The 21,570-nt window shown below is 63.6% G+C and carries 19 protein-coding genes; 4 read left to right on the top strand and 15 right to left on the bottom strand.

Going from position 1 to position 21,570, the window contains the following annotated elements; translation table 11 throughout:
- Window positions 1-44: 44 nt before the first annotated feature.
- The 10 genes from VQ575_RS12835 to VQ575_RS12790 all read right to left on the bottom strand — a co-directional run bounded on the left by VQ575_RS12835 (window position 45) and on the right by VQ575_RS12790 (window position 9,979).
- The gene (locus VQ575_RS12835; protein WP_045156029.1) at window positions 45-1,052 is read right to left on the bottom strand and encodes a hypothetical protein; all 1,008 of its coding nucleotides are present in this window, start codon (window positions 1,050-1,052) and stop codon (window positions 45-47) included.
- An 83-nt stretch (window positions 1,053-1,135) separates the two neighbouring features.
- On the bottom strand, window positions 1,136-1,567 hold the full coding sequence (locus VQ575_RS12830) for a DUF1810 domain-containing protein (RefSeq protein ID WP_045156030.1): 432 nt from the start codon (window positions 1,565-1,567) through the stop codon (window positions 1,136-1,138).
- 55 nt (window positions 1,568-1,622) lie between these two features.
- A complete protein-coding gene (locus VQ575_RS12825; protein ID WP_045156031.1) occupies window positions 1,623-2,315 on the bottom strand; it encodes a type 1 glutamine amidotransferase domain-containing protein in 693 nt (230 codons plus the stop codon).
- A 120-nt stretch (window positions 2,316-2,435) separates the two neighbouring features.
- Window positions 2,436-3,758 carry an NTP/NDP exchange transporter gene (locus tag VQ575_RS12820; RefSeq protein WP_039588417.1) on the bottom strand — a complete coding sequence of 441 codons (1,323 nt, stop codon included), beginning with the start codon at window positions 3,756-3,758 and terminating at the stop codon, window positions 2,436-2,438.
- A gap of 69 nt (window positions 3,759-3,827) precedes the next feature.
- Complete coding sequence (locus VQ575_RS12815) at window positions 3,828-4,883, bottom strand: oxidoreductase (protein WP_411829954.1); 1,056 nt, start codon at window positions 4,881-4,883, stop codon at window positions 3,828-3,830.
- Between the two features lie 42 nt (window positions 4,884-4,925).
- A complete protein-coding gene (locus tag VQ575_RS12810) occupies window positions 4,926-5,186 on the bottom strand; it encodes a DUF2790 domain-containing protein (protein WP_039588415.1) in 261 nt (86 codons plus the stop codon).
- A 172-nt stretch (window positions 5,187-5,358) separates the two neighbouring features.
- Entirely contained in the window at window positions 5,359-7,797 is a 2,439-nt protein-coding gene (locus VQ575_RS12805) for a TonB-dependent receptor (protein WP_325919811.1), read from the bottom strand.
- 68 nt (window positions 7,798-7,865) lie between these two features.
- Complete coding sequence (locus VQ575_RS12800) at window positions 7,866-8,813, bottom strand: FecR domain-containing protein (RefSeq protein WP_325919810.1); 948 nt, start codon at window positions 8,811-8,813, stop codon at window positions 7,866-7,868.
- Complete coding sequence (locus VQ575_RS12795; protein ID WP_325919809.1) at window positions 8,810-9,319, bottom strand: sigma-70 family RNA polymerase sigma factor; 510 nt, start codon at window positions 9,317-9,319, stop codon at window positions 8,810-8,812. Before VQ575_RS12795 ends, VQ575_RS12800 begins: the two co-directional genes overlap by 4 nt.
- 138 nt (window positions 9,320-9,457) lie before the next feature.
- The gene (locus VQ575_RS12790; RefSeq protein WP_039588410.1) at window positions 9,458-9,979 is read right to left on the bottom strand and encodes an SgcJ/EcaC family oxidoreductase; all 522 of its coding nucleotides are present in this window, start codon (window positions 9,977-9,979) and stop codon (window positions 9,458-9,460) included.
- A gap of 175 nt (window positions 9,980-10,154) precedes the next feature.
- On the opposite strand from VQ575_RS12790, the gene VQ575_RS12785 reads away from it, so the two are divergent.
- The 4 genes from VQ575_RS12785 to VQ575_RS12770 are packed head-to-tail and all read left to right on the top strand — an operon-like array spanning window position 10,155 to window position 14,786.
- Complete coding sequence (locus tag VQ575_RS12785; RefSeq protein ID WP_325919808.1) at window positions 10,155-11,339, top strand: sensor histidine kinase; 1,185 nt, start codon at window positions 10,155-10,157, stop codon at window positions 11,337-11,339.
- Window positions 11,336-12,004, top strand: coding sequence for a response regulator (locus tag VQ575_RS12780; RefSeq protein WP_039588408.1), 669 nt, complete (start codon window positions 11,336-11,338; stop codon window positions 12,002-12,004). Before VQ575_RS12785 ends, VQ575_RS12780 begins: the two co-directional genes overlap by 4 nt.
- Window positions 12,001-14,313 carry an ATP-binding protein gene (locus VQ575_RS12775; protein WP_039588407.1) on the top strand — a complete coding sequence of 771 codons (2,313 nt, stop codon included), beginning with the start codon at window positions 12,001-12,003 and terminating at the stop codon, window positions 14,311-14,313. Before VQ575_RS12780 ends, VQ575_RS12775 begins: the two co-directional genes overlap by 4 nt.
- Window positions 14,310-14,786, top strand: coding sequence for a response regulator (locus VQ575_RS12770; protein ID WP_198726894.1), 477 nt, complete (start codon window positions 14,310-14,312; stop codon window positions 14,784-14,786). Before VQ575_RS12775 ends, VQ575_RS12770 begins: the two co-directional genes overlap by 4 nt.
- Here the strand turns inward: VQ575_RS12770 and VQ575_RS12765 are convergent.
- The 5 genes from VQ575_RS12765 to VQ575_RS12745 all read right to left on the bottom strand — a co-directional run bounded on the left by VQ575_RS12765 (window position 14,779) and on the right by VQ575_RS12745 (window position 21,308).
- On the bottom strand, window positions 14,779-15,588 hold the full coding sequence (locus VQ575_RS12765) for an energy transducer TonB (RefSeq protein WP_325919807.1): 810 nt from the start codon (window positions 15,586-15,588) through the stop codon (window positions 14,779-14,781). The two genes, VQ575_RS12770 and VQ575_RS12765, sit on opposite strands and share 8 nt — an antisense overlap.
- Complete coding sequence (gene tolR / locus VQ575_RS12760; RefSeq protein ID WP_039588404.1) at window positions 15,585-16,031, bottom strand: protein TolR; 447 nt, start codon at window positions 16,029-16,031, stop codon at window positions 15,585-15,587. The genes VQ575_RS12765 and tolR overlap by 4 nt, the downstream gene beginning before the upstream one ends.
- A 13-nt stretch (window positions 16,032-16,044) precedes the next feature.
- On the bottom strand, window positions 16,045-16,752 hold the full coding sequence (tolQ, locus tag VQ575_RS12755) for a protein TolQ (RefSeq protein WP_039588403.1): 708 nt from the start codon (window positions 16,750-16,752) through the stop codon (window positions 16,045-16,047).
- A gap of 64 nt (window positions 16,753-16,816) precedes the next feature.
- Window positions 16,817-18,682, bottom strand: coding sequence for a phytase (locus VQ575_RS12750; protein WP_325919883.1), 1,866 nt, complete (start codon window positions 18,680-18,682; stop codon window positions 16,817-16,819).
- Between the two features lie 103 nt (window positions 18,683-18,785).
- Window positions 18,786-21,308 (bottom strand): TonB-dependent receptor, encoded by a 2,523-nt coding sequence (locus VQ575_RS12745; protein ID WP_325919806.1) that lies wholly within the window; start codon window positions 21,306-21,308, stop codon window positions 18,786-18,788.
- Window positions 21,309-21,570: the final 262 nt, after the last annotated feature.

Genomic DNA, 21,570 nt, shown 5'->3' with positions numbered 1-21,570 from the left:
TCGATGAATAAACTGCAAAGCAGGCTTATCCCCGAACGACGCGCTTAACCCACCTGCAACCGGCGCAACTCACCACCCTCTCCTTTCAAACGCTCAAGATACGCTTCAGCATCCAACAGCTGATAAGGAAAATAGAGCCCCGGCGGCGTCGCAGGCTGGCCGTCTAATCCGAGCAGGCGCTCAAGGTTCATGGCGACGCTGAGGCCGGTCAGCGGCGCGGTGCCTGCCGGGTGGACGACGGCATGACGGGTGCGCAGCGGGTTGCCGTCCAGGTCTTCACCAGCGAGTTCAATGATGATCTCGGTGGACATCGGTTGCCCTTGGCGCCGGCTGGAGCTCACACCGATGCCAATGTTGAACTGGACATTCGGTGCGCCCGTCGCAGCCGCCAGGCCGGCGACATCGATGGAGGAGAAACCGGAGGCTTCGATTTCCGTGCCATCCAGCGCCTGGAACCGCGTCTTGGAATCTTCCCCTTCGCGCCAGACAAATAGTCCGTCGCGTCTTGTCAGCGCGGCGGGGAGCATCTTGTTCAGGTGTTTGAAATCGCTGGCAACGGTCGGACCACCGGTGTCCTGCTCATCCACCAGCGCGTCGATCCGGATAGCACCGATCCGGCCAAATTCCCGGGCGATGCTCAACGTCGACACCGTTGTTGCGCCGACCATCCACTCGTAACCGAGGACAATGGCCGAGGCGCCTGGTGTGTGCATGTACATCGCTATCTCCGGGGCGATTTCGAAAACGCCGGAGGATATGCTCAGGTGCGGCACTCCGCGCTGCTGCGCAAAACGCAGTCCGGCGAGGGCGTGATCCATGTAGAAGACCACCACGGCGCTGACCGCGCGATCGCCGAGGCCCAGGTCTTCGGCGCTGGAATCGATCACCACGGCCTGCGCCCCGCCCAGTTGCTCGGCAGTGCGTTGGGCCTTCGCAAGATCGCGCCCACCGATCAGCAGCGGTACGTCGGGATAAGCGGCGCGTAGCGCCCGGGCGGTGTGGTGGCCGATAGCGCCAGAACCCCCCATGAACAGGATAGGATGAAGTGTCATCGTTTGTTCTCCTTGTTGCCGCATTGATACAGGGCGTCCTAGACCGATGATGGCGCCGCTTCATTTGCCGACCTGATGCTGTTTCACACTTGCCGGCGAAGCAGATCGAGCGTTACAGGATCCGGCTCCCCCGAATAAAACTGATCGAGCGCCTGTTGATACAGGGCAGATCCCGACTGGGCGCTGATAAACAGCGTCAAGCAGGAACGAAACTTCAAATCATCGGGCGAGCCGAATATCCGCTCGGCGCTGATACCGCTGTGTTGCAACACCGTTTTCACGGCTTCCTCCAGCCGGGGTCCGAGCACATCGTGTTGCAGGTATGCGCGGGCCTCGGCAAGGCCGGAAATCGCAAAGCGACGGGCCATTTCGGAATGGCCGAGCCCTTGTAATTGCGGACAGATGAACCACATCCAGTGACTCCTCTTCCGGCCGGCACGCAGTTCGTCCATGGCGCGACTGAATATCGGCCGCTGCGCCTCGACGAAACGAGCCAGATTGAAAGGGTCTTGCATGAATGATTCTCCTACACCGGGAGCGACCCAATGGGTCGCCCCCACGAAGGCCGACTCAAGCGCTCTGTTCCTGCTGCAGCCGCTTGATCAGTGCATTGGCGGCGGCTTCGGATGAAGCAGGATTCTGGCCGGTGATCAGGTGCCCATCCTCGACGATATAACTTCCCCAGTCCGCGCCCTTGGAATATTCGCCCCCTTTGGCCTTGAGCATGTCCTCGACCAGAAACGGCACCACCTGCGTCAGGCCCACCGCCTCTTCCTCGGTGTTGGTGAAGCCGGTCACCTTTTTACCCTTCACCACCGGTTGGCCGTCCGGCGCGTTGACGTTCTTGAACACGCCGGGCGCGTGGCAGACAGCGGCGATGGGTTTGTTCGAGGCATAAAAGGCTTCGATGAGGGTCTTGGAATCGGTGTCTTCGGCAAGGTCCCACAGCGGGCCGTGACCGCCGGGGTAAAACACCGCGTCGAAATCATACGGATCGACCTCGCCCAGCGGCACGGTGTTGGCCAACGCCGCCTGGGCCTGGGTATCTGTGGCGAAGCGCCGCGTTGCATCGGTCTGGGCCTGTTCTTCATCGCTCTTGGGGTCCAGGGGCGGCTGTCCGCCCTTCGGCGAAGCCAGCGTCACTGCGGCGTTGGCGTCGACGAATACGTAGTAAGGGGCGGCGAATTCCTCCAGCCAGAAACCGGTTTTCTTGCCGGTGTCGCCCAACTGATCGTGGGATGTAAGGACCATTAGAATGTTCATGTAAACCTATCCTCCGAGCGGAAATGGGCGAAGTGCATTCGCCCTGCATTACTGTCAGAGGGTGCATAGAGGCAGACGTTCAAGTCGCTGGCGCAACGCCGCGATGAAAATAAATACGCTTCATGCCCTGGCCGAAATGACCGCCAAGCGCAGCTCCCTGGAAGCGGCATCATCCGCCTGTCGCCCGAGTTGCCAACCCAGGTAACCCCAGAGCAACGCGCAGCACGCCCCGACTATCGCGGCCACGCCCGCACCTTGGCCCAGCTGGTCGAGCAGGCTCTTGGCCCAGCCGCTCATGGCGTCACCGGCGCGATAGACAACGGTGTCGATGAAGTTCTTGGCCTTGTATTTACTTTCAGCGTCCAGCGGCGCGAACAGCATCTCCCTGCCCGGCCGGACGAACGCGTACTCACCGATCCGTCGCACAATCATCAACGTCGCCAGCAGCGCAAAGCCAGGCGCCAGGGCGAGTCCCAAAAAGCCGATGCACATCAGCAACGGGACGACGGCCAGCAATGCCCGCACGCCGAGCCTGGGTGCGATCCGGCCGGTGATGAATAACTGGGACAGCAACGCGCCGGCCTGCACGATAATGTCGATGGTGCTGAAGATGCGCACTTGCGATGCGCGGTCCGGATAGTGCTCGGCCACCAGGCGCGCCTGCTCGAAATAGAGGAAGGTGCTGACCGTCGCCAACAACACCACGAAACCGGCGATCCCCAACAGGTACGGCGAGCGGAGCACCGCAAGCATCCCACTGAACGGGTTGCCGGCCAGGGGCTGCCGGGGGCTTTGCGTGGGCGCTGCGCCGGGGCGACCGGCCCCGCCTTGCCCGCGCCAACTCATCAAGGTCCGTTTCAATACCAGCGTGGCGCCGAGCAACACAGCCGCCAGCAGCATCAAGCCCGACGCGCCCAAGGTGTCGATCAACAGCGCGCTCAGCGCCGGCCCCAGCAGGCCGCCGACGCTGGCGCCGGCGGCGATGAACGCAAACAAGCGCTTGGCCTGCTCACTGTCGAACACGTCCGCCATCAAGCTCCAGGCCACCGACACGACGAACAGGTTGTACACCGATATCCAGACGTAAAACACCCGGGCCAGCCAGACACTGTCCGGCAAAAATTGGAAGACCTCGACGAACATCAGCAGATTGATGCCGAAGAAGCCATAGACCCAATCGATCAGGCGCAGCCGCGGGACCCGGGAACTGAGCCAGGCGAACAACGGAACAGCCGCCAGCATGACCAGGAAGGTCGCGGTGAACAGCCATTGCAGGTTTTCCACGCCCGCCGCGATGCCCATCGATTCGCGGATCGGACGCAGCATGAAGTAACCGGTAAACAGGCAAAGGAACAGCAGGAACCCGCACAGCGCCGGACGCAGCTCACCGTCGCGGGCGTTGAGGGCGAGGCTCAGCCGGTGCAAGTAGGAAATCGTACTCATGGAAACTCCAGGGAGACGGCGACAGGCCAGAGGATAGGCGCGGGACGAACGCCCGCGCCGGGGGTCGGATCAGCGATAGGTAACGCCGGTCAGGCGCTCGGAGGTGGCCCAGAGCCGTTCGGCATCCGCTTCGTTGGTCGCGGTCGGTGGCGTTTTGGCGAACCCCAGCGGACCGCGTTTTTCGTCATCGCCGGTCGGGCCGTAGTACGCACCGCCAACGGCCTGCTCGGCGGTGGCCGCGTATAGCGTGGGCAGCGCCCCTTGTGCCGCGGAATGGTAGGCCTCGCGATCCTTAGCCCAGCGCTGGCCAAACTCACTGTTGACCCCGGGCCCGCGGGCGACCAGTTCGGTGACGGCCACGCCAGGATGCGCGGCGATGCTGCGGATACCCCATTTCTGCGCGTCACTGCGCCGTTGCAGCGCGAACGACCACTGCAGGACGGCCAGTTTCGACTGCGCGTAGGCCGCATAAGGGTCGTACTTCTGCTCGGCTTGCAGGTCATCGAAATTCACCGCGCCGCGGGTGGCCGCGATGCTGGAAAGGCTCACCACGCGGGGATCGTCACTTTGCCGTAGCAGCGGAACCAGCAGGCCGGTCAGCGCGAAGTGCCCGAGGTAGTTGGTTGCCAACTGAAGCTCGAAGCCATCGGCGGATGTGCCCCGCTCGGGCGGCGCCATGATCGCTGCATTATTGATCAGCACGTCCAGGCGCGGCAGCCTCTGGTTGAGACGCTCGGCCAGGCCGCGCACCGATGACAGGTTGGCCAGGTCCACCGACTCGAACTGCAACTTGGCGTCAGGGACCGCCTCGCGGATACGCTTGATCGCCTCCGCGCCCCGCTCCGGATTGCGCGCAGCGATGATCACCTCGGCCCCCGCACGCGCCAAGGCCAGCGCATCCTCATAGCCCATGCCGCTGGTGCCGCCGGTCACCAGGACAATCCGGCCCTTCTGGGAGGGCATGTCGTTGGTCGACCAGTCGGGTTTCGGCGCGACACGACCCGATGCTTCGATACTCATCGCACTGAGCAGCGCGATACCGGCCGTCAATGTTCGGGTTCGCCGCATGAGCTGGCTCATGGTGTGCAAAAGGCCGCCTGCGGGAGTGATTGTTCTATTCCACATGATTGAGTTCCTTGGTTGGATTGCGAACCGGCGCGGCCGGGCTTACTGGACGGAGCAGGCGTCTGTCTGCTGGAGGAAGCTGACGTGACGAATCTCCCCCTGCGTGTCGACGTAGGTCATCGTTGCCTGCCCGACTTCGCATACGGTTGATTTCGGTTCCTCGATACGAATGGCCTGGGCGATGTCCAGTGGCATGCCGTATTCGTAGGCAGGGGCTTGGGTCTGTTCTTTGGCGAACAGGGGCGAACCGCTCAACGTGATCACTGCCAGCAGGCTGGCGACCGAGAAGGTTTGAATGTTCATGGTGGACTCCACTGTCCTGACCGGGATGGTGGTTGCACTCTAGGAGGGGGACGCTGACGTCAAGGTGACCGGTGACTGACAGGAACATGTCAAAATCCGGCATTGCGCGGTGGGCCCGCGGAGCAATGCCGGAGTGAGGGGAATACCAAGCCGGGGAGTATTTGAACCCTGCTCAGAAATCGACAGTGGCCGAAACCAGGTAGGTGCGAGGGGTCGCCAAGGTCAACCCCGGCTCGCTGTCATCCGAAGCCCCCGCCGAGCTCCAATAACGCTTGTCCGCAACGTTCTCGATATTGGCGCGCAACGTGATGTTCTTGTCATCCACCTTGAAGGCATACCGCGCGCCAACGTCGAAGCGCTCCCACGAATCGATCTTTTTGGTATTGGACGGATCCAGATACTGGGAGCTGGAATAGATGCCCCGGCTGGTCAGCGTCAGCCCCTGCACCGTCGGCACGTCCCATTCCGCGCCGAGGTTAATGTTGTACTCCGGCGTGGCCGGCGCCCGGTTGCCGTCGAAGGCGGGGTTGGTGGTATCGGTCAATTCGCTGTCGATGTACATCAAGCCCCCGAGCAGGCGCACGCCTTTGAGCGGTTCACCGAATACGCTCAATTCCACACCGGTATTTTCCCGTTTGCCGTTCGGGCCGAACAGGTTTGTCGTGGCATCGGTGGCATAGGCCGGCTGTTTGATCCGGAACACCGCGGCGGTTACCGCGAGCGCACCGGCATCATACTTGGCGCCGACTTCGACCTGGCGACTGATGAACGGCGGGAAGATTTCGTCACTGTTATCGGCAGATGTCGGCGCGATCTTGCCCTGGCTCAAGCCCTCCATGTAGTTGGCATAAAGGGACAGCCTGTCGGTCGCCTTGAACAGAATGCCGCCCGACGGCGAGACCTTTTCTTCGTCATAGGCCGTGGGGCCCTTGACGCCATCGGACCAATCGTCCACCTCCACGCGCTGCCAGCGGGCGCCGAGGGTCAACAGCAACCGGTCATCGAACAATCCCAGGGTGTCGGACAGGGCGACGCCGCTGAAGTGGTTCTCCGTGTAGACCTTCGGATCCGGGCGCGTGGGCACGTTCGGCGTGGGTGTCTGCACCGGGTCGTACAGGTTGCTGCGGCCGTTGGCGTATCGGGCGCCGCCGTTTTCGAAATCCATGTAGAAATAACTGGCGGCCAGGTTGACCTCGTGGCTCACCGGCCCGGTATGGAACCAGTGGCGCACGCCGGCGTTGGCGGTGCGGACATCTTCATCACGCGTGAAGTCCCGGGGCGACACGGTGAAGTCGCCCGCGGCGTTGCTGACCGAAACGTTGTGCCGCAGGAAATCGTGATGACTCTTGCGGGCTCCCGCCCCGCCATAAAGCATCACGGAATCGTTGACATCGTACTCGGCGTTCACCGCGCCGAAGGTGTCCTCGGTACGCGCCTTGCTCCAATGCTGCGCGTAGTTGCGACGCACGTCGCTGGCGTGGGGAATCGGCGCCGCGGCCGCCACCTGGACGCGCTCCTGGGGCGCATCGGTATCACGCTCGGTGTGGCCGATGTCGGTGGAAAGGCGCAGGCGCTCGCCACGAAAGTCCAGGCCCAGCACCGCCATCTCGCGGTCCACGCTTTGATGATCCCAATCCGTGTCGCCGGACTGTTTCACCCCGTTGAAACGGACACCGAACTGGTTGTCTTCGCCGAAACGGCGGCCCACATCCACGGCAGCGCCGGGTTGGCTGTCGGAGGCGTAGCTGCCCGTGATGGAGGTGATCGGCTGGTCGGTGGCGCGCTTGGGCACCACGTTGATCCCCCCGCCGACGCTGCCACGCGGCGAAATCCCGTTGATGAGCTGGGTCGGCCCCTTGAGGATGTCGACGCGATCGGCCATTTCCATATCGATCGTGTAGGTCGGCAAGAGGCCGTAGAGGCCGTTATAGGCAACGTCGCTGTTGAACAGGCTCAACCCTCGGATGGTGAATTGTTCATAGCGACCGCCCGCCGGGTTGGTGGCGCGCACCGAAGGGTCGCTGGCGATCAAGTCGCCCAAGGTCCGTGCCTGCAGGTTCTTTACCGTCTCGCCGGTGTAGGTCGTCATGCTGAACGGGGTGTCCATGAAGTCCCGCGAACCGAGCAACCCCTGGGAACCACGCCGGGCGACCTGGCCGCCCGCATAGGGTTCCCCACCCGCCGAACCGGTGGTGCCGAGGATCGAGGTAGGGGCCAATTGCAGGCTGCTGCCTTCGGGTGCCGGGACCAGGATGTACGCCTGCTCCCCGACGGCTTGCAATTGCAGGCCGGACCCTTGCAGCAACCGCGCAAAGCCGTCCTGCACACCGTACTCACCGGAGAGGCCGGCGCTGTCGCGACCGCTGACCAGGGCCGGGTCCACCGACAGATTGACCCCCGCCTGTCCAGCGAAGCGGGTCAGTGCCGACCCCAGGCTGCCGGCGGGCACTTGATAGCTGCGCCGGGCGCTTTCTTCTGCCTGGCTGGGCGTTACCAACAACGCACTGGCGCTCAGGCTCAGCAGCAAGCCCAGCTTCAACAAAGGGTGGCGCAACAGCGGACGCCAACCGGCGATGGCCGGGCGTAGGTGCAACGGTGTGACTGCGGACATTGGAGAACGCTCTCGTTTTTTGTTCAGTTGCCAGGAATGACAAGCGAGACAAAAAAAAGGGACAGGCTTCAGGCGATATTTTTGCGTGGCGTCAACGTGACCCAATAGCGAGTACGCATCTGCACCTCCAAGGGCAGGCTGGCCGAGAGCAGCGCAAGGATGCGATCGGTATTGTCCAGGCGGAAGCTACCGGTGACGCGAAGCGATTCCAGTGCCGGGTCCCAGCGCAACACGCCCGGGCGATAACGGTCCAGCTCACGCAGGAAGTCCCCCAGGCGTTGGTTCTGTGCCACGAGCACGCCGTCACGCCAGCCCAATTGTGCGACGTCGAAGCCGCTGACCGGCCCCGCGCCCGTGGCGTGCAGATCGATTTGCTGCCCGGCTTCCAAGGTCACCAACGGACCGCGCAACGGTGTTAGCTGCAGCTCGCCGCTGAGCACCGAAGCATGGCAGGTGCGTTCATCCAGGCGGATGCACGCTTCGCCTCGATTGATCGTGATGACGCCGTACGGGCCTTGCACTGTCAAAGGCACGGTACCAGCGGCCTTGAGGGATATCTCACCGCGCACCAGCACCAAGCGGCGGGCCTTGAGATCCAGGTCCACGGCGCTATCGGTGTTCAATTGCAGGGTGCTGCCATCGGCCAACGTCCAGCGGCGTTGCTCGCCGGTGGCGGTGTGCAGGTCGGCGCGCCAGACGTCCAGCGGCAATTCACGCCCGAGCAGCCAGGCCGTGGGCACGAGGGCGGCGACGCCCAACGCGCGCTTGAGCACGGCGCGACGGGACAGTGCCGGACGATCGAGCGTGGCCATGCCCAATGAAGGCGGCACCCCGGCAAATCGCTGGCGTAACAACAGGGCTTTCTGCCACGCGGCTTCGTGCTCGGCGTGGCTGTCACGCCAGCGTTGCAGCGCAGCGTGGTCGACCCCCTCCTCGCCGGACTCGATCATCGCCAGCCACCGGGCCGCTGCCCGGGCCACTTCGCGGGCCTCGGGCGTCAGCGCCTGGCGAGTCAAAAGTCCACCAACAGGCAATGCTCATAAGCCTGGGCCATGTAGCGCTTGACGGTGCGCTCGGCCACCTGCAAGCGCTCGGCGATCTCCCGGTAGCCCAGCCCTTCGAGCTGGCTCCACAAGAATGCCCTGCGCACCAGCGGCGGCAGGCCATCGAGCAACTCATCCAAGGCGTGGAGGGTTTCCAGCAGCAACCAGCGCTGCTCGGGAGACGGTACACAGGCTTCAGGCAGGTTCGCCAATGCGTCGAGATAGGCTTGTTCCAGGTTGCGGCGGGTATAGAAATTGCTCAACAGCCGCTTCCCTACCGTCAGCAGATAAGCGCGCGGTTCTTGCAGATCCGCCAACGGCTGGGCGCTGGACAACACCCGTAGAAACGTATCCTGGCGCAGGTCGGCGGCATCCCAGGCGTTGCCCATGCGACGCCTCAGCCAACCTTCCAGCCAACCGCCGTGGTCGCGGTATAACCCATGGAGGGCGTGCTCCGCCGGCTTTGCTGCATCAAGCATGTGAAGAAGCCCTGGGCAAGAATGTCGTTAATGAGACTGATTCTAATTAATATCCGCAGGCTATTCCAAGGCTTTAATACAAGGCAGTAGAAGATGGTCGATGAATCAGCGCCCTGGACCACAAGGGCGCCGTCCGTCTCAGTGGCTTGCGTGCAGGGTCTTGGGCACTTCGGGCATGGCCGACGAGTGATGGTTGATGATCTTCCACTGCCCGTCGAGTCGCTCGTAGAGGAAGGTGTAGCGCGCCTGCACCTCGCGTTTGGAACCGTCGGCCTGGGTCAGCGTGAAGGTGTAGACGCCACTGTCCATCGCCGCGTCGGCGCCCAGGTGACGGATCTCCCGGTAGTTGATCACGCCGACCGGCTTGCCTGCCAGGAAGTGCACAAAGTAGTCCTGGATCTGTTCTGGAGTGCTGCGCACCTTGTTGGAAACAGTCGGTTGCAATATCGCATCCGGGGCGTAGAGGGCGGTCACGGCGCTGGCGCTGCCGGTTTGCAGTGCCACGTTCCAACGGTCGAACAGCCCCGCAATTTCCCGGTCGGTTTGCTTTTGCGGTAGCTCGGCGACGGTGCGGTATACGAACGGCACGGTTTCCACGGCCTGGACAAATGGCGCGGCCAGCAGGAAAAAAGCGGCAATGGCACAGGTTTTCATTTTCATCGTTGCGTTCCTTTGGGTTTCAATGGCCCCACTTTGCCGGTCCACGCGGTGCCCGCCATCGGCCAACCGGTGCCGATCGCCTATGCCATTCGGCAGATAGGCTGGGTGCCGATCGCAAGGTCTAATGAAGCCAATCACTTACGGGCCGATGCCCTTCCACGCTGGAGTTCCCCCATTGCAAAGCCCACCCCATGACCCAGGCAGCGCCCTGGCGATGCGCAGCCAATATCGCCAGTCGCAAAGCCGGGCGGCACGCCTGGGTCTTTTGCTGGGTACCGGCCATGAGCTGACCCGGCTGCCGTTGGCGCAGATGCGCCAGCGTGCGGTGCAGCGAGCGTGCGCCTTCGTCGCCATGGACCATGGCCTGTTGCTGGAGTGGACGCCGGACACCACGCTGCAGACCGTTGCCAGCCACGGCAGCGGCGATGGACTCGACCTGCTGGCCAGTCTCGCGCAGCCTTCGGCGCCGGAACCGCAATGGTTGGACTGCCCGGGCAAAGCCCTGGCGCAGGTGTTGCGCATGCCGTTGCGAGGTGCGGACGGCATCGTGTTCGGCGCCCTGCTGCTGGGCAACAGCGTGCCCTTGGGCGCCCCCGACAACGAAGACATCGAGTCACTGCAATTGCTCGCGACGCTGCTGGCGGCGCACATGGAAAACAGCCGACTGCTCCAGGCGTTGCAAGCACGGGAGCGGACGATGTCCGAGCTGGTCCATCGACTGTTCACTGCCCAGGAAGACGAACGCAAGCGCGTGGCCTATGACCTGCATGATGGCCTGGCGCAGAACCTCGCGGGGCTGCACCAGCGCCTGCAAGGGTTTGCCGGACGCTGCTCGCCAATGGCGTCGACACTGGACAATGAACTCCAGGCCATCCTCGACCTGGCCCAGCGCTGCGTCGGCGAGAGTCGGCAATTGATTGGCGGCCTTCGCCCCCATGTGCTGGATGATTTTGGCTTGTACAGCGCCATCGACAAGGAAGCCGATCGCCTGCGCGAAGCCGGACTGGTGGTGGACTGGACCAGGCACAGTACCGCGCGGCTGTCGGCAAACGCCGAGATTGCCCTGTTCCGCATCGCCCAGGAAGGCATCAACAATATCCTCAAGCATGCCCAGGCCCGGCACGTGTGCCTGGGCTTGACGGTGGGTGACGGGCTGGCCACGTTGCGGGTCGAGGACGATGGCCGTGGATTTGCCCTCGAGCCACCCATTGAAAGCCATGGCTCCAGCCATCTGGGCCTGGCGGCCATGCAGGAACGCGCAAGCCTGCTCGGTGGCCACCTGGACTGTCGCAGCGAACCCGGTGGTGGCACCCGCTTGTTGGCCAGCGTGCCGCTGCCAATCCAAGGAGAACATCCATGAACCGTCCCGTGCGCCTACTGCTGGCCGACGATCACGAAGTCACCCGTACCGGTTTCATTTCCATGCTCGCCGGCATTGAAGGGTTCGAAGTGGTCGGCCAGGCGTGCGACGGCCAGGAGGCACTCGATCTGTGTGAGCGGTTGCAGCCCGACATCGCCATCCTCGATATCCGCATGCCGGTGCTCAACGGCCTTGGTGCGGCGCGCATCCTCAAGCAGCGCCAGCCACAGATCAAGGTGATGGTCTTCACCATGGACGATAGTCCCGACCACCTCGAAGCCGCCATTGGGGCAGGTGCCGTCGGCTATTTGCTCAAGGATGCCAGCCGTGCCGAGATGCTCGATGCGCTGAAACGGGTCGCCCAGGGCGAAGAAGCCCTCAACAGCGCGGTCAGCGCCCGCCTCTTGCGACGCATGGCCGAGCGCGGCGCAAGCGGTGCGCCGCAGGTCCAGGCGCTGACAACCCGCGAGCGCCAGGTGCTCGGTCTGGTGGCGAGCGGGTTCAGCAACCGTGAAATCGGCGAAAAGCTCGGCATCGCCCCCGGCACCGCGAAGGCCCACGTGGAACGGGTCATCGGCAAGCTTGGCGCCGCCGACCGAACCCAGGCCGCCGTGCGCGGTGTTGCCCTGGGGCTGGTCGCGCAACCTTCCGGACAATGGCCATGAGGTTTCTCGCCGCCCGACGTTGGGCCAACCTGCCCTTGCGCGGCAAGGCATTGGTGGTGATCTCCCTGCCATTGGTGGTCCTGTTGCTGTCCTTGGTGCTGATCTATATCACTGAGCGCCAGACCGCCCGCGCCGAGGAAGATGTCCGCCGTGTCCTGCTGGTGCAGGGCGACATCCAGGCGGTGCACACCTTGCTGGCCGAAGCGGCCGCCAGCGTGCGCGGATATCTGTTGACCCGTCGCGAAGATTTCCTGCCAGGCTATGAACAGGCCACACCGAAGATCCAGGCCGCATTGCAACGCCTGGATCACAACATCCGCGACGCCAGGATGCGCGAGCATCTCAAGACCATCACGCCGCTGATCGGCGAAAAACTCAAGGGGCTGGTCGCCCTGCGCACAGGCAAGGGCGATGACACCGCGACCATTACCGCCATCCTGATCGAAAACAAACAAGTACTGGATGTGTTGCGCGAACAGATCAGCGCCATGCGCATCCGCGAAGACGCCTTGCTCGCCGAGCGCAGCGCCGCCGCCTCGGCCACGCGCATGCGCCTGTTGTTCGCGACCCTGCTGGCGGCGGTGTGCGGGCTGTTTGGCGCCATCGTCGCGGTGCTGTTCCTGTCCAAGGGCATCGTTGCCAGGGTCCAGAAGGTACAAGGCAACGCCCAGCGCCTGGCGTTGGGCCAACCGCTGCTGCCACAACCACCGGAGCGGGATGAAATCGGCCAACTGGGCACGCGCCTGGTGGAGGCCGGGCAATTGCTGGCCGAGCGCGAGCGAGCCTTGCGCGATAACGAAGAACGCCTGCGACTGATCATCGACGGCGTGAAGGACTATGGGATTTTCGCCCTGGACGCCCAGGGCCATGTGATCACGTGGAATGTCGGCGCCGAGCGGATCAAGGGTTATACCGAACAGGAAGTGCTTGGCCGGCATTTCTCGCTGTTCTACCTCGCCGAAGAATGCCCGGCGCACCCGGACATGGCCCTGCTCGAGGCCACCCGCGACGGTCACTACATGGAAGAAGGCTGGCGATGCCGCAAGGACGGCAGTCGGTTCTGGGCCAGCGTGGTGATCACCGCCCAATACGACGGCACCGGCGCCCTGCGCGGCTTCTCCAAGATCACCCGCGACATTACCGACCGGCGTGCCGCCGAGATAGCCCTGCGCACGGCCCGCGAGGAAGCCGAAAGCGCCAGTCGCGCCAAGAGTGAGTTCCTGTCCCGCATGAGCCACGAACTGCGTACGCCGTTGAACTCCATCCTGGGCTTCGCGCAACTGCTGGACATGGATTCCATCGCTGGCCAGCGCCCGCAGGTCAGTCACATCCTCCGGGCGGGCCAGCACTTGCTGGCGTTGATCAACGAGGTGCTCGACATCGCCCGGATCGAAGCGGGTCGACTGCCGTTGAACATCGAACCGATCGGCCTGCCGGCGGTGCTGCACGAAGCCTTGACCCTGGTATCGCCAATGGCCGCCGACGCCGGTATCCATTTGGCCGAGCTTCCCTTGCTGCCCGACGGCAGCGGCGTGCTTGCCGACCGCCAACGCCTGGTCCAGGTGTTGTTGAACCTGCTGTCCAACGCCATCAAATACAACCGGCCGGGCGGCGAGGTGCGCATCGAGGTCATTGTCCAAGCCCCCCACGTCAGCATCGCCATCAGCGACACCGGTCATGGCATCGCCCCCGAGCTGTTGGGCCGCCTGTTCAAGCCATTCGAACGCCTTGGCGCCGATCCACAGGTCGAAGGCACCGGACTCGGACTTTCCCTGAGCAAGAGCCTGCTGGAGATGATGCAAGGCCACCTGCAAGTGCGCAGTGATCCGGGACAAGGTTGCTGCTTCACCCTGCAACTGCCCTGCGCCCACGTGTCCGGGTCTCATCTGCCGCCGATGGTTGCACTGGAAGTGGCGCGTCCGCGCACCGAGTTCGACGCCAAGGTGCTGTGCATCGAAGACAACCTGTCGAGCCTGGCCCTGATCGAAACCCTAATGCAACGCCGTCCGGGCATCCAGCTGTTGTCGAGCATGCAAGGCCAGATGGGCCTGGACCTGGCTCGCCAGCACACGCCACAGTTGATCTTGCTGGACGTGACCTTGCCTGACCTGGAAGGCCTGGAAGTTCTTCGCCGCCTGCGCCAATCCCCAGCCACGGCGTCGACGCCAGTGCTGATGATCACCGCCGATGCCAGCGACCTGGCCCACCGCGCCCTGCGCGACGCAGGCGCCACCGCGATCCTGACCAAACCCATTCATATCCAGGCCTTCCTTGGCCACCTGGAACGTTATTTACCGGAGTCCGCATGAATCGCGATTTGCGCATCCTGATCATTGACGATCAGCGCCCCAACCTCGACCTGATGGAACAACTGCTGGCCCGCGAAGGGTTGCACAATGTACTGAGCAGCACCGAACCGCTGCGCACCCTGGACCTGTTCAACAGTTTCGAGCCGGACCTGGTCATCCTGGACCTGCACATGCCTGTGTTCGACGGCTTCGCGGTGCTGGAGCAACTCAACCGGCGGATCCCGGCCAATGACTACCTGCCCATCCTGGTCTTGACCGCCGACGCCACCCGCGACACCCGCCTGCGGGCCCTGGCGTTGGGCGCGAGGGACTTCATCAGCAAGCCCCTCGATGCGCTGGAAACCATGTTGCGCGTCTGGAACCTGCTGGAGACCCGGGCGCTTTATAAATCGTTGCGCACCTTGATTCCCGCCCAACAGATCGAGCTGTTGCGCCAGCACCGGCCCACCGCCGATGTCCGCCAGACTATTTGATTCGGTAGTGAAAGGTATTCCTTACCGCCGGCACCGTGACCGCCCGGCCGTCGACGATCCGCGGCTGGTAGCGGAATGTCTGGGCGGCCGCCAGGGACGGTCGGATGAATAAGGGGTGGCAGCCATCGAGCACCTTCGGGTTCTCGATCCGTCCATCCGGCGTCACGCTGTACTCCACAGTGCAATCACCTTCCAGCCCTTTGTCCAACGCCCGTTGCGGATAGTCCGGTGCCTCTTTGCTCAGGGGCAGATAGCTGCGGCTGTCGGCGGCCAGGCGCGCCTGTTCGGCACGGCGTTGCTGGGCGAGCGCCTCGGCCTGTTGGGCCTGGCGCTGTTGTTCCGCAGCCTGCTGCTCCGCTTCGTGCCGACGACGTTCACTTTCCTGGCGCTGCCGTTGCTCATCGGCCTGTTGTTCGCGCTTGCGCTCCTCGACCCGTTTGCGAGCCAAGGCAGCCTGCTCCAGCTTCCTTGCTTGAAGCTGCGGATCAGGCGTTGCCTCGACCGGTTTGGGGCGGGGAGCCTCGACCTGCGGCGCAGGCGCTTCGACCGGTTGCGGTGTGACAGCCGCCACGGGCGCGGGCGCCTGGGGAGCCGGGGCTGGTGGCAGGATAACCAGTTGCGTACGCAGGACCCGAGGCGCCTCCACCGACGGTTTCTCCACCGTCCAACCGGCCACCAGCAGTACGACGACGGCGGCGTGCAACGCCACGGCACCGCCCGCCGCCAAGCCATTTTTCCAGAAGCCCTCGCGGCCCGGCACCGGCCACCCCATGGACGAACCGTGCATGATCATCGCCGTCATCGTTCAGCCTCGGTCACCAGGCCCAGGTTGCTCACCCCGCCCTGCTGCAAGGCCGCCATGGCGGCAACGACCCGGGCGTAATCGGCATGGCCATCAGCCCGGATGTAGACCTGGGTATCGCTGCGCTCGGCGACGACCTGCGCCACCTTCACGCGCAGCTGCTCCAGGTCCACCGCGCTGTCGGTCTGGTGCTGAGTGTCCAGTTCGCCGCCGAGGTTCCAGTAGTAGCCGCCTTCGGCTTTCACCGACAACGTCAGGATCCGCTGCCGGCCGTCGTTGGCCAAGGCTTCGCTGGCGACCTTGGGCAGCTCGATCTTCACGCCTTGGGTCAGCATCGGCGCGGTGACCATGAAGATCACCAACAACACCAGCATGACGTCGATGTAGGGGACCACATTCATTTCGGCCTTGGGCCCGTGCTTGCGTTGCGGCTTGACTAACATCTGCCCTCTCCCTTCAAGCGGCCGTCGCCAGGTTCACCGAGGCACCGTGCAACTTGCGATGCAAGCGGGCCTGCAATTCGTTGCCAAAGGCGTAGTAGCGGGTCAGCAGCGTCTGCCCGCGCGCAGCCAGGCGGTTATAGGCAACCACCGCCGGGATCGCGGCAAACAGGCCAATGGCCGTGGCGATCAACGCTTCGGCGATGCCCGGCGCCACGGTGGAAAGACTGGCCTGTTGCACCTGGGACAAGCCCAGGAAGGCGTTCATGATTCCCCATACGGTGCCGAACAGGCCGATGTAAGGGCTGACCGAGCCGACAGTGGCCAGAAACTGCAGGCCCTTTTCCAGCTGGATTTCTTGTTCGCTGATGGCCACGTAAAGCGAGCGTTCGACGCCTTCGAGCACCACCGCAGGGCTGCCCGAAGGCAGGTTCAGTTGGATGAACGCCTGGTAACCGGCATGGAAAACCGGCAGCACGCCGCCGTCCTCCGCGCGCGCCTGGGCGGTTTCGCGGTACAGCGGCAGCAGATCAGCGCTGCTGCGAAAGCGCTGGAGAAAACCGTTGAATTGGCGCTCGCTGCGCTGCAGCACGGTGCTGCGCTGGATGATCAGGTACCAGCTCAGCAACGAGGCCAATAACAGCGTGAGCATGACCGCCTTGACCAGCAGGCTCGCGTCGCTGATCAAGCCCCAGATCGTCATGTGTTCCAGTGTGGCTTGCATGGGTTGAACTCCTGTCGGACTGCTATTGCATGAAATGTTCGTGACCGGTTGATGACGGCGCCCTTCAAGGCAGGCCTAGCGCTTTCGCCACGTCGGTCCACGGCACGAACTTGAAATTCTGGGCTTGCTCGGGCATGCGCTTGCGCCCGTCCTGGACTACCAGCATGCCCCGGCTCCAAGGTCCCCCGAGGTTGGCCGAAACCACCTCCAGGCCGTCGGTTTCCGAAGCCCCGTCGATGTTCGCCGCCGCGTTCAGCCCGACCCTGAACGCTCCGCGCACGGCATAGGGTGGCTGGGCATCGAGCACCACATAGCTGTCGTTGCCCTGGCTGGAGATCACCAGGTAGTCGTGGCCGGCGCTTTGATACAAGGCGATGCCCTCGACATCGGCGTGCAGTTGCGCACCGACCTTGATCACGCTGCCCAGGGTGGCCGGTTGGTCGGCACGGGCATCGACGGTCCAGACGCCGACATCTTCCTCGCCGAGGAACAAGCGTTGGCGCTGATCGTCGGCCACGCAGCCTTCGGGTTGGCTGTCGACGCTGAACTGACGCACCAACTCGCCGTTGATCGAGCCGTCCGCAGCGTGCAAGCGGTACTGCAGGAATTGCCCATCCTTGCCATTGGCGAAGGCATACAACTCGCCGCTGTCGGGCTGGAACAGACAGATCCCGTAGATTTCCTTGAGCGGCGTCGCGATCTCGCCGGCTTCGCGCAACTCACCGCTGGCGCGATCTATGCTGAACAGGCTCAGGCTGTTGCGGTCACGGTTGCTGGCCACGGCCAGGTCGATGGTTTGCGAACCCAGCTTGAGGCCGCTGCGCACATCGACATTATTGAGGCGTCCCACCGGCAGCTCTTGCAGCAACTTGCCTTGCAGGTCGTAAGCCAGCAGGCCTTGCTTCTTGTTGGTGCCCAATACCCGACTCATGGCGGGCGTGGTCGGGTGGACCCAGATGGCCGGGTCATCCGCCGCATCACCTTGGCGGGCCACCGGCTCGCTCTGGGCGATGGCGGCGACATTGGGCAACCTCGGCGCCAACGGCACCGGCGTGGGCTGCCAATTGATGTCGCCTTGGTAGAGACGGCCGCTTTCATCGTCACGCAGCAGCAGCTGGGCGCCGTTTTTTGTCAGGCGCACGGCGAGGCTTTCCGGCTCCTTCAGCCCCGTTAGCGGCAGGCCGCCCTTGGCAACCCATGCCTGGCCTTGCTGCTGGTACACATTCAACTGCCCCGCTTGCGGGTCCAGCCCGAGCAAGCCCCCCGGCAGCACAGCCATGGCGCCGGCCAGGTGGCGGATGTCACCGAACGGTGCCCGCATCGCCACCGGCACTCGCACGGACTCGGCCTCGGACGAGGCCGGATACGCCCACCAACCCACCCGCTCTTCATTGACGAACAACTGGCTGGCGTCGTCCTGTACCTGGCACGTCGTGGCATCCGGCGGCAGCGGCAGGCCACGCACCCGCTGTGCGGTCTCGCTGAGTTGCTCGCCATGGCCTACCAGCCATTGCTCGCCCCGGCCTTCTTCACCGACCAGGAAGACGAACAGATTGCTCGCCTCGTCCCGGTACAGGCACAGGCCGTTCACCGGAAAATCCCGCGTCGGCAGATACAGCGGTGTGCCCCACTGGCGCTTCTGCGGATCGAGGCTGACCAGCAACGCTTGCTGACGACTGCTGTCGAGGCTGGTCACCAGCGCATTTGCGCCCAGGGCGCGGGTATCCAGGCCATCGAACGCGCCGTTGAAACGCGCCAGTTCGCGCCCTTGGTCATCGAGCAGCAGCAACCCATCACGCCCGGCCAGCAACCGCCCGGCCGCCTCGCCGGGCAGGAACGCCACGGCGTTCGCTGACAGGTCCTGTGTCCAGGGTTGCAGCTTCAGGCTCGGAGCGGCCTGTGCATGGCTGGCCAGCAGGCAGGCGATCATTGCCAACACGTAATGCTTGGGAAAAGACAACTTTGTGTTCAACGGAAAAATCCTTGTCATGGAACCAGAATCGAAGTGCTTGCCACGGGGAATCGGGGTCTATTCAGAAATGGGTAAACGTCAGCCCCAGCTTGTAGGTCGGGCCGTATTCCTCGAATTGGCCGTTGTAGGAACGGTGGCCGGTGTAGACGAAGTACGGCTCGTCAGTGAGGTTCTGGGCTTCCAGGCTGACTTGCAGGTTCTTGGTCAGCGAATAGCGGGCACTGAAGTCGACGAAAGTCTGGGCGTCGACATACAGGTCATGGTCGCGGTCGCTGATGGAGGCCAATTCGTACAGGTAGGCCGATTTGTAGTTGGCCGACAGGCGCAGGCTGAGCTTGTCGTTTTCCCAACCCAACATGAGGTTGCCGACCGTGTCCGACTGGTTTGGCAGGTCAATGCTGCGCTTGCGCTGGGTGCCACTGGCCTGGTCCAACCCTTCGATTTGCGCATCGGATCGACTGAACGTCGCGTTGCCACCCAGCAGCAGGCCGTTCCACGGCGCCGGCAGCCAATCGAATTTTTGCGAGTAAGCCAGTTCCAGGCCATAGAGCTTGGCACTGTCGCCATTGGCGAAACTGTGGGCTTCGGCGAAATCGGTCCAGGCGCCGGTGCCGGCCAGGTCGGTGTTGTAGACGAAGTTCTGTATGTCCTTGTAGAACACGAAAGCCGAGACGGTGCCGGCGCGGCCCATGAAGTGTTCGATGCCCAGGTCCAGATTGCTCGATTCCAGGGGCTTGAGGTCCGGGTTGCCGAAGGTGGCCTCGTCATCGTCGATGACAAAACCCGGAGCCAGTTGGCCGAAGGTTGGTCGCACCACGGACTTGGTCCAGGCCGCGCGCACCTGGGTGTTCTTGTCCAACTGATAACGTGCGTGCAGGCCGGGTAGCCAATGGTGGTATTGGCGTCGGGTATCGGTGTCGGTGAAGACACCGTCGGTGGCGCCGGTGCCCTTGGCCTCGAACTCGGTGCCTTCGTAGCGCATGCCGGCAATGAAGCGCCAATCGTCGATGTCGACGGTATTCATCAGGTACGCGGCGTTGATGTCTTCGCTCATCTTGAAGTCGTTGACCCGCGACTCCTGCTCGTCGAAAAACTCGTCGCGATCGAGGCCTCCCAGCAATTGCTTGATGGCACCGGCACTGATCCCAGGGCCGAACCGGCCCAGGCGGTAGTCGACGTTGCCCTTCTGGAACTGGCCAAGACCGAGTTGCTCGTCGGTGAACCCCAGGTCATCGAAATCCTCGTACACCCAGGCGTCGAGATCGTTGTCCTTGTCGCGCCGGCTGACCTTGCCACCGAATTTCACCTGGGATGCGTAGCCTTTCACGTCATAGTCACGGGCCAGGTCCAGGCGCAGGTTCTTCTCGGTGTCGGTGGTTTTCTGCCGTTCCCAGTCCACCTTGTCGAGGCTGAAGTTGGCGGGATCGTAGAAGCCTGGGCCAACGATCGGCCGCGGCTTGCCACTGTCGTAGAAACCACCGTCAATGCCATCGATGCCCTGGAACGTGGCGCCGGCGATGTGGCCGGGACTGTCCTCGCTGGACTCGCTGTAGCCAGCCTGGCCACTCAGCGTCCAGAGACCGAACAAGCGCTCGCCGCCCAGCACATAGGATTGGATTTGCTGGGTCTCTTCGCGCTGCTTGAGCTTGCGCTCACCCTCGGCAGGGCCGATCTCGCCCGGCGCCTGTGGGTCGTCGAAGGCAATACTGGCGGCGTTGCGGGTTTCGCTGTCCTTGTAGCGGCTGTACAGCGTGCGCAGGTAATAGCTACTGAAGTCATCAGGCTTGTAGTCGAAATTCAGCCCGCCGCCAGCACGCTCGCGACGGATGTCGTAGTCGCGCTGTTCGAATTCTTCGAGTCGTGAGCCTTGCTCGAAGTCCCAGGCGCCGCCGGTTTCGACGTTGTCCGAACCGAAGTCACGCTTCTGCCAGCTCAGCGCGGCGGCGACGCCGAAGTTGTCGATGCCGTCGCCCAGGCTGAAACGATCACTGATGGCGCCGGAAAATTTCGGGCTGGTCTGGGCAGTGTTCTTGTCATAGCTGGCTTCGCTGCTGCCGGTGTAGAACAGTCCCTTATGATCAAAAGCCGAGAGGCTCTTGACGTCCACCGTACCGCCCAGTGAGTTGGCGTCCATGTCCGGCGTCAGGGTCTTGATCACCGACAGCGACTGCACCAGTTCCGAGGGCAACACGTCGAGGGCGACCGCGCGGCGTTCGCTTTCCGGGGCGGGCACCAGCGTGCCGTTGATGGTCACGCTGTTGAGGTCCGGCCCCAGCCCGCGCACGCTGACGAAGCGGCCTTCGCCCTGGTCGCGTTCGACGCTGATGCCCGGCAGGCGCTGGACCGCTTCGGCGACGTTCTCATCCGGCAGCTGTGCCACGCCGTCGGCGTGCACCACACTCTTGATGCTGTCGGCGCTGCGTTGCTCCTTGAGGGCTTGGTCGATACTGGCGGCCTGGCCGACTACCTCGACGTGCTCGGTGGCCGATGTCTCGGCAGCGCTCAAGCGCTCGCTGGCCACGGCCATGGCCAAGGCAGTGAGCGTAAAACCGACGAGCCCGGCGGTGCTGGTACGGTGCTGCATGGTGGTCCTCCCCAGGAATCAGAAAATCCGCCAGGCAACGGCCCGGCAACTGGGAGGGCACGCTAGGGGTGGGGAATGACGGTTCTGTGACAGGGCTTGGCTGGAGGGGCTGCAATCAGCTGTTTAAGGGGGGCTGGCGAGCATGAATGAGCTGAAGTGACCTACTGGAACCGCGCTCGGAAACTCCGTGGCGAGGGAGCTTGCTCCCGCTGGGGTGCGCAGCGCCCCCGAAACCAAGCACCACGGTCCTGGCAGACCATCT

This window comes from Pseudomonas frederiksbergensis, from assembly GCF_035751725.1.
Taxonomy (GTDB): Bacteria; Pseudomonadota; Gammaproteobacteria; order Pseudomonadales; family Pseudomonadaceae; genus Aquipseudomonas; species Aquipseudomonas frederiksbergensis_A.
The sequence above is the reverse complement of the archived record's forward strand: the minus strand, read 5'-3'. Positions and strand labels throughout refer to the sequence as shown.